Source organism: Verrucomicrobiota bacterium, from assembly GCA_016871535.1.
GTDB lineage: Bacteria > Verrucomicrobiota > Verrucomicrobiia > Limisphaerales > SIBE01 > VHCZ01.
Window position 1 is genome coordinate 1 of the sequence record VHCZ01000272.1, and the last position, 8,212, is coordinate 8,212.

Sequence of the window (8,212 nt, forward strand, 5' to 3'; positions counted from 1 at the left end):
TTTTCGCGCCAAAGGCCGCCTGGCTTCGTTGCTCCTCAGTCGAAGATCCAGGGAGGATATTCTCCTTCGTCGCGCCTCGCCATCCGGCCTTTGGCGCGAAAACAGGACCCCGCGGAATTTTCGGACACGCTCTGAGTTTAGGTATCGTGTATTTCACGTCCTGTCGTCTTGCCGATTGCCTCTCTGAGAGTCTCGCTGCGCGCAGCAAACGCTCGAACCTTAAGAAGCTCCTCCGCAACCTCTGGACACTGAGTCATCGCGTTCGGATCATCTCCCTGGAACCTGACGTAAAACCAAGCGACTGCTTTCGTGGCCTCGCGCGTCGCCGCTGCTACGTCCCCGACCTCCAGATGACCGAGCACTTTCCGATGACCTCGTGCAACGGATGCGTAAAGCCTGTCCTGGGCGGGACTCATCATCTGTGCAAACTCCTTCAACCGGCGGATCGCCTGAAGCGTCGCATGCATCTTCTCGTAATCGGTGGACTTGGCGAGAAGCAGCCTATCCAGTGTGTCAAAATCATCCTCAAATGCCATACGCGTGCGACAATGCCTATCGTTGATTCGATTGCCGACTGTGTGCCGGCTCCAGACTGCGTGGCGCAACAGTACTTTTGGCACCGGTGTCGCGCAAGAGAGACTCGCTGCTCGCGCCGCGCGTCCTACGTCGCACATTACCTCGACGAGGTTTTCCTGAGTTCGCACGCTGGGGAATTCCGTTCAAAGAAAAAGTTGTCTGCGGAGGTTTTGTTCAGGTTCATCACGCCTTGGGAGGCATTGTCGATGGTTTGCGGCGAGCGCGCAGGAATTGCCGATACCGGTCACCGAGTGCATCCAGGAACTGCTCCCGACTGGTCAACAGTGCGGCGATGCGTGGCGAGATCATCCATGGTAGGATTGTCAACCAGGTGCTCCTGTTCCCAACGCGACAGGGCGGTAACACTCTGCCCCCAAGTGGCGACACCCTCTGCGAATTCCTGCAGGATGCGGGCTTCCAGCTTCTCGAAATAGTCGGGAAGAACTCCCGCTGGCATGGCGACATCCATAAGATTGACCGTATCAGCGGACCGGGCTTGGCGCAAGGCATGAAGTCATGAAAGGGTGCGATTAAAAGTGTCGGTCAGCGACTCCGATTGACTTCCCTCTCTCCCCGCGAGGAACGAGGGGGAGAGAGTTGGAGAGAGGGGTTTCTTGGAAATATGAGAGGCGAGCCAACGCACCTCCTCTCCCCAGCCCTCTCCTCCCTTCGGGAAGAGAGGGAGAAGACTTCGTTAACCGACAGTTTTAATCGCACCCGTCATGAAAGCGTTTTGAACGCCCGAAGACTTGAATCCGCGAATGAGCAATAGAGCGGAATCGCCCCGGCACAAAAGTACCTTTTGGAACCCCTCCACTCGTGGTATAAAGAATGGAAATCAACTCGTCGCCAACTGCAACCGACACCATGCGCAGCCCGCGGATCTTCTGGATAGCCTTGCTCGCCGTCGGCCCGGCTTCGGCCGAACCGCCAGGCCACTGGGCTTTCCAGCCCATCAAAAACGTTCACCCTCCGTCCGATCCTCAAGGCTGGTCCGTCAATCCAATCGACCGGTTCGTCATTGCCAAACTCCAGGAGAAAGGCCTGGCCCCGGTCAGCAGCGCGGATAAGCAGACGTTGATCCGGCGCGTTTACTTCGACTTGATCGGTCTGCCGCCCAGTCCTGAAGAGGTTGCAGCTTTCCTGGCGGATGCTTCGCCGGACGCTTACGCTCAATTGGTGGAGCGAGTGCTCGCGTCGCCGCGCTACGGCGAACGCTGGGGCCGGCATTGGATGGATGTTGTGCGCTACGCCGACACCGCGGGCGACAATGCCGATTACCCGATCCCTGAAATCCACCTTTACCGCGATTACATCATCGACTCGTTCAACGCAGACAAGCCATACGACCAGTTCGTGCGGGAACAACTGGCGGGCGATATTCTGGCCAAGCAAGGGCCGCCGGAGAAATACGCCGAGCGCGTCGTCGCCACGGGTTTTCTGGCGCTTTCCCGCCGCTACGCCACCGCGCCGTTTGAGCTGTGGCATCTCACGCTCGAAGACACGATTGAGACCACGGGCCGCGCTTTCCTCGGACTGACGCTCCGTTGCGCGCGCTGCCACGATCACAAATACGATCCGGTCACGAAGGAGGATTACTATGCGCTTTACGGGATTTTCGACAGCACGCGCTTTCCCTACGCAGGTTCAGAGGAATTCCAATCCAAGAATTTCCCGCGCAGCGGCTTCCTCGCCCTTTCGCCGCCGATGGACTCGGCGCTTCGCCTCAACGCCTACGAGCAGTCGCTTCAGAAGCTGGAGTCCGAGATCAAGCGCGCCGAGACGGAGAGCGAATTGGCCAAGCAAATCGCCCGCCTCAAGGAGCGGATCGAGGCGAAGCAAAAGCAGATTCGCGATCTGGAATCCGTGGCGGGCAGCGCTGAAGAAGTTCGGGCCGAGTTGGCCTCCCTCGAACAATCCCGCGAGCAGATCAACAAACAGCTTCAAGAAAAACTGAAACCGCTCCAGGCCGAATTGCGCAAACGGAAACGGCCGGGCGCGCCGACTGATCTGCCTGTGGCCTATGCGGCTTGTGAAGGGAAAGCCGCCGATGCCTTCCTCCAGATGCGCGGGAACCCGGATGACAAGGGGCCACGCATTAAGCGCGGTCCGCCCAAAGTGCTCGCGGCGTCTGCTCCCTTCTTTATCCCCGAAGGATCAAGCGGCCGCCTGGAATTAGCGCAATGGCTCACCTCGCCCGAGAATCCGCTCACGGCGCGCGTGATGGTGAATCGCATCTGGCAGCATCATTTCGGGAAGGGCATCGTGGCCACGCCATCCAACTTCGGCTTGCGCGGCGACGAGCCGACGCATCCCGATCTTCTGGACGATCTCGCCCGGCGCTTCCTGGAGAGCGGCTGGTCTGTGAAGGCGATGCACCGGCTCATCATGACTTCCGAGACTTATCAGTTGGCCAGCGCTCACGCCGAAGATAACGGGCGTCGCGACCCGGACAACAAACTCTACTGGCGCTTCGACCGGCGCCGGCTGGATGCGGAATCGATCCGCGATGCGACACTCGCGGTCGCCGGGCAGTTGAACCTCAAGCGCCCGCAGCCCCACCCATTCCCGTCCATGGAGACGTGGACGTTCACGCAGCACTCGCCCTTCAAGGCAATCTATGAATCGAATCATCGGAGCGTCTATTTGATGACCCAGCGCATTCAGCGGCATCCTTTCCTGGCGCTGTTCGACGGCCCGGACCCGAACACCACGACCGACACGCGCACGGAATCCACGGTCGCGCTGCAGGCGTTGTTCATGATGAACAACCAGTTTGTCCAGGAACAGGCCGCGGCGTTTGCGCGGCGTTTGCTTGAGTCGGCGCAGGAAGATTGTGAGCGCATTCGCCAGGCGCACGAATTGGCGTGGTCGCGCCTGCCGCAGCCGACCGAAGTGGAAAAGGCCGTGGGCTATCTTCAACGCTACAAGAATGAACTGGCTCGGACTGCTTCGCCCGAAGCCAGCCGCGACTTGGACGCCTGGACGAGTTACGCGCGGATTCTTCTTACGGCAAATGAATTTGTGTATGTGGATTGACGGGATCTCGATCTCTGGTTCCTGGCTCACGCTCGCGTCAGTGAACGCTGCTGCCAACGGCGGCAGCGGACTCTACACCTTTCGCGGATCTGCGAGCCATTGCGGTCAATCCCAACGGGCGAGCATTGTGCATCCGGAAAATCCGTGCACAAGGAACACCGCAGAAACGCGCGGACAAGGCTGTCCGCGCTCCTTTTGCCTGGCGAGATGACACTGTATAATTGGGAACAGTCATGAACTGCTCATGCGACTTAAGCGTTAGCCGGCGCCAATTTCTTTCCGGTTCGGTGCTGACGCTTGGCGCGGTTGGCTTGCACCCCTGGCTTTCCCTGGCCGCGCAACTCAACGACGGCCAACCGCTCGCGCCCAGGCCCACGCATTATCCGCCGAAAGCCAAACAGCTTCTCTTCATTTTCCTGACCGGTGGCTTTTCACACCTGGACACTTTTGATCCGAAGCCGAAGCTCCAGGCGAGCCATGGCAAGCCAATTCCAGCGTTTGGACTCCGTCCCGACGAATCCAAACCGCTTCCTTTGCTCGCCTCGCCCTTCACTTTTGGCGCCTGCGGCCAGTCGGGATTGATGATCAGCGAACTCTTTCCGAACCTCCAGTCCGTCGCCGACGACCTTTGTGTCATCCGCACCTTGCACACGGACATCGTCGAGCATTTCCAGGGGACACTCGCCATGCACACCGGTTCAGCCACGATTCCGCTGCCGAGCATCGGGTCATGGATCAGTTTCGGTCTGGGGACGCTGAATCCGAACTTGCCGTCGTTCGTCGTGCTGGCGGAGCATTTGCCGTATGCGGGCGCGCAAGTCTGGGACAGCAATTTCTTGCCGCCTTACCATCAAGGCGTCCGCATTCAGCCCGGCGACGATCCGATTCCCAACCTGCGTTCACCCGCTCGCTCGGTGACACTTCAGGAGCTCGAACAAATCATGCTCCGGGACGTGAACGAACTGCACGCCAGCGCACGCCCCGGCGATCTGAAGCTGCGCGCGCGGACAAGCAGTTTCGACACCGCTGTCGGCATGATGCGCGAAGCGCCGCAGGTCTTCGACCTCGCCGGCGAATCGGAATCGGTTCTGAAAATGTATGGCGTTGCGGCCGGAGACAAAAAATCCTTCGCCTGGCAATGCTTGATCGCGCGGCGACTCCTCGAACGCGGCGTGCGGGTCGTCGAGCTAATCGATACCGGATCGCACGACAACTGGGACGCGCACGGGGATATGCAGCAGCACCGCCCGAAAGCGCGCCGCGTGGACCAGGGGATTGCCGCATTGCTGAAGGACCTGAAACAACGCGGCCTGCTGGACGAAACGCTGGTGGTGATTGGCACCGAATTTGGCCGCACGCCCTGGTCGGACGGTGGCAATGGCAAGGGCCGCAATCATTACGCCAAAGCGTTTACCTGTCTGCTCGCCGGCGCCGGAGTCAAGGGCGGGATCACTTACGGCGAAACGGATGAATACGGCGCGAGCATCGTTTCCAATCCCGTCCACGTGCACGACTACCACGCGACGATCCTGCACTTGATGGGAATCGATCACACGCGCCTGACGTATCGCTATGCCGGGCGCGATTTCCGGCTGACGGACGTGGCGGGGAATGTGGTGCAAGCAGTGTTGACGTGAGCTGACCATGAATGATTCACAACCACCTCTCGGCCCGCAGACAGAATCGGCCCGAAGCAAAGTCCCTGTGAGGAGCGCTTCTGATTCCGATCCTGTGTTGCCGCCCGCCTCAGCCCCGGCCGTTCCCACGACTTCCGGCCTTCCGCCAGCCAACAACCTGACTCCAGAGGAACAGATGGCCCTTTTTGAGAAGGATCTGAAGGAAAACGACTGGGGGCATCAACCGTGTTGATTGTTGGGCAATCAAAACCTCTCGACTTGGATTTCTCACAGGAGAAAACAGAGCCAACGGAGAAAACACAATGAACGGTGAGCGAGGGCCTCTGAGGTTCTCAAATTTGAATCTCGACAATCTGACAACCGAGACAAATGCCGAAATCCCCAAAGCATTAAAACCTCAAAACCAACTCACGATCCCTTTCAGATTATTCGTCCTTTGGATGGATTCGTCTCGGATTTGCGCCCCGCTCTCCGTTATCTCCGTTTGCTCCTGTTGAGTTCGACCGCCGTTACTGAACTCGTCCGGCCCCTCAAATCTCAGCGCGCACTAAACTCCGGCTTCTCCCGATGCCAGCTCGTGGTCTGCTCGTAGGCATGGGCGATGCGGAGGATCGTTTCCTCGCCGAGATGTTTGCCGAGCAGTTGGAGGCCGATCGGCAGTTTCGGGTTTTTCGTGAAACCGCAAGGCACGCTTATCCCGCAAATGCCCGCCAGGTTTGCCGAGATCGTGAAGATGTCGATGAGATACATTTGCAGCGGGTCGTCGGCCTTTTCGCCAATCTTGAAGGCTGCGGTCGGCGAGGTGGGCGTCACGATGGCATCGACCTTCTCGAACGCTTTGAGGAAATCCTGCCGAATGAGCGTCCGGATTTTCTGCGCGCGCAGATAATACGCATCGTAATAGCCGCTGCTGAGAACGTAGGTGCCCAGAATAATCCGCCGCTTGATCTCCGCGCCAAACCCCGCGCCGCGCGTCCGCGAATAAAGCTCGATCGGGTCCTTCCCTTCCACGCGGAGTCCATAGCGGATGCCGTCAAAGCGCGCGAGGTTGGCGCTGGCTTCGGCGGTGGCGATGATGTAGTAGGTCGCGACCGCGTATTCCGTGTGCGGCAAGGAAATCTCCGTGACTTCAGCGCCCAGCTTCTGGAGTTGCTGGACGGCGGAGCGGATGGCTTGCTCCACTTCCGGATCCAGGCCGCCCACCATGTATTCCTTGGGCAAGCCGAGCTTGAGACTTTTGATGTCCCCGTTCAATCTTGCGGCGTAATCCGGAACCGGCTCCGGAATCGTGGTCGAATCTCTCCGATCATGCCCGGCAATCGTGCGCAGCAACAACGCGGCGTCCCGGACCGATTTCGCCAACGGGCCGATTTGATCGAGCGACGATGCGTACGCCACCAAACCGTATCTCGAGACCCTTCCGTAAGTGGGCTTGACGCCAACGCATCCGCAAAGCGCGGCGGGCTGGCGGATCGAACCGCCGGTATCCGAACCGAACGCAGCCAGGCATTGGTCGGCAGCCACGGCAGCCGCGGCGCCTCCGGAAGAGCCGCCCGGGATGCGCGTCAAGTCCCACGGATTCCGAGTCACTTGAAAACCCGAATTCTCCGTGGAGCTGCCCATGGCGAACTCGTCCATGTTCAGCCGCCCAAACACGATGGCCCCGGCGGCTTTGAGTTTTTCCACCGCGGTCGCGTCGAACGGGGAGACGTACTGGCCAAGGATTTTGGAGCCGCAGTTCAAAGGCTGGTTCTTGACCGCGATCACATCTTTCAGAGCAACGGGAACGCCCAGCAGAGGTTGCTGCGCGTGCGTTGCGCCTTTGGCAATCGCGGCATCGGCAGCGTCGGCTTGCGCGAGAGCATCCGTCTCGTCGCAACTGAGGAAAGCCTTGATCTGGCCGTCGGTCGCTTGAATCCGGCTCAGGCAAGCTTGGACGGCTTCGCGAGCGGAGATTTCGCGCCGGGCCAGTTGGACGCTCAGTTCAGAAATGGTTAAGCGGTTTGGCATGGGCGATCATCCGAAGAGGGTGATGATCCATTCGGCAGCATTTTGGACTGCGGCAGTCTTCTGCCGCTTTTGGATCAGAGGGCGGATCGAAAGCCTCAGAAGATTCTGCTCCTTGTACGGATCTGAAGCCTGCTGTCCCCAATCCCAAAGGGATTGTGTCCTCCAGCCCAGGGTTGCGAGGAACGAGCTACCCTGGGCAGAATGTGGGAGGTGGAACCAACCCCAAACGGGGTTGCGTCTCTCCGATAGAACGAAGGCGCAACCCCGTTGGGGTTTGGCGCATCTCCCTCCAATTCCCCAGGGTAGCTCGTTCCTCGCAACCCTGGGCTTTGGGACGGAATCCCGTTGGGATTCTAGACGGGAGAATCGCGTGTAGGGAGCGCAGAGGACTCGCACACTCCAAAAGCTCGCACGTTGGCACCATGACCCGATGCTCGCTGGGTGTCCACGCTTTAGCGTGTTCCACACAGGACAGCCTAAAGGCTGGACACCGAACAAGAACTTCATGGAGCGCACGCCTATTCGACAATCTTCGGCACGGCGAAGAGGCCGTTGGCGCTGGCCGGAGCGTTGCGCAAGGCTTCTTCGTTGGGCAGCGAAGCCATGACTTCGTCGGGACGCGTCACATTCACGAGCGGGAACGCATGGGCTGTCGGTTCGACCTGGCTGACGTCCAGTTGATTGAGTTTCTCCATGTAAGCCAGGATCTGCCCGACCTGAGCGCCGAGTTTCTCCGCTTCTTCCGGCGAGATGGCGATGCGCGCCAGATGGGCCACGTAGTTTACGTCGATTTCTACCGCGGGCATAATCGGAAGCGGTTGCAGAGGGTGTTAGGAAATTGATTTGCGAAAAGATGAAATATTGGGCGTTTTTGCAGATTTGTCCGGCGCGTTCATTTTTCTTTGAATGGTTCCAAACATAAATCCAACGCGAGTTGTTGAGGCGTTAGC

The 8,212-nt window shown here is 59.2% G+C and carries 6 protein-coding genes; 2 read left to right on the plus strand and 4 right to left on the minus strand.

The genetic code is table 11. The features are described from left to right. Nucleotides 1–137 precede the first annotated feature (137 nt). Together FJ398_23465 and FJ398_23470 are read right to left on the minus strand one after the other, a co-directional pair. Nucleotides 138–536 carry a hypothetical protein gene (locus FJ398_23465; protein ID MBM3840858.1) on the minus strand — a complete coding sequence of 133 codons (399 nt, stop codon included), beginning with the start codon at nt 534–536 and terminating at the stop codon, nt 138–140. A 284-nt stretch (nt 537–820) separates the two neighbouring features. Further along, entirely contained in the window at nt 821–1,045 is a 225-nt protein-coding gene (locus tag FJ398_23470) for a hypothetical protein (GenBank protein MBM3840859.1), read from the minus strand. Between the two features lie 362 nt (nt 1,046–1,407). On the opposite strand from FJ398_23470, the gene FJ398_23475 reads away from it, so the two are divergent. Together FJ398_23475 and FJ398_23480 are read left to right on the plus strand one after the other, a co-directional pair. Beyond that, a complete protein-coding gene (locus tag FJ398_23475; protein MBM3840860.1) occupies nt 1,408–3,615 on the plus strand; it encodes a DUF1553 domain-containing protein in 2,208 nt (735 codons plus the stop codon). Between the two features lie 233 nt (nt 3,616–3,848). Continuing rightward, nucleotides 3,849–5,252: a DUF1501 domain-containing protein gene (locus FJ398_23480; GenBank protein ID MBM3840861.1), complete on the plus strand. Its 1,404-nt coding sequence runs from the start codon at nt 3,849–3,851 to the stop codon at nt 5,250–5,252. Nucleotides 5,253–5,789: 537 nt separating this feature from the next. Here FJ398_23480 and gatA read toward each other — a convergent pair. Together gatA and gatC are read right to left on the minus strand one after the other, a co-directional pair. Next, nucleotides 5,790–7,262 carry an Asp-tRNA(Asn)/Glu-tRNA(Gln) amidotransferase subunit GatA gene (gatA, locus tag FJ398_23485; protein ID MBM3840862.1) on the minus strand — a complete coding sequence of 491 codons (1,473 nt, stop codon included), beginning with the start codon at nt 7,260–7,262 and terminating at the stop codon, nt 5,790–5,792. Between the two features lie 518 nt (nt 7,263–7,780). Next, the gene (gene gatC / locus FJ398_23490) at nt 7,781–8,068 is read right to left on the minus strand and encodes an Asp-tRNA(Asn)/Glu-tRNA(Gln) amidotransferase subunit GatC (protein ID MBM3840863.1); all 288 of its coding nucleotides are present in this window, start codon (nt 8,066–8,068) and stop codon (nt 7,781–7,783) included. Nucleotides 8,069–8,212 lie beyond the last annotated feature (144 nt).